The organism is Vibrio sp. 2132-1, assembly GCF_033344315.1.
Genome location: NZ_JAWPON010000927.1, coordinates 1 through 500, shown reverse-complemented (window position 1 = coordinate 500; position 500 = coordinate 1). Strand labels below are relative to the sequence as shown.

The 500-nt window shown below is 45.2% G+C and carries 1 protein-coding gene; it reads left to right on the top strand.

The genetic code is table 11. The features are described 5' to 3' along the window. Nucleotides 1–500, top strand: a 500-nt coding sequence (locus R8N47_RS28770) for a 1-acyl-sn-glycerol-3-phosphate acyltransferase (RefSeq protein WP_318186553.1), incomplete at both ends; no start/stop codon positions are given.

The window sequence follows — 500 nt, the reverse complement described above, 5'->3', positions numbered from 1 at the left end:
TACCTGAGTTCGCAAACTTCATTGAATTTGTTCGTTTCGAGCCTTTCTGGCCACTGTTTTTCTATCTGCTCATGATAGGAGCATCGGGCGGATTATTTATCGTCCCACTGTATGCCTTAATGCAGCATCGAGCGAAGGAGACTGAACGAGCGCAAGTGATAGCAGGTCTGAATATCTTTAACTCGCTATTTATGGTGGGCAGCGCGGTCCTTGGCATTATATGCCTAAGCGTAGTAGAGATGAGTATTCCACAACTGTTTGCGCTTCTTGCAGTGCTTAACTTCTTAGTCGCGGCATATATCTTTCTACAAATCCCGATTTTTGTGGTTCGCTTTGCAATGTGGATGCTCACGCACACCATCTATCGTGTTAAACACAAAAATCTGCACAACTTACCTGAGCATGGTGGTGCATTGATTGTGTGCAATCATGTGAGCTACATGGATGCCCTGTTACTGAGTGCCGTATGCCCTCGTTTGATTCGCTTTGTGATGGAAGAA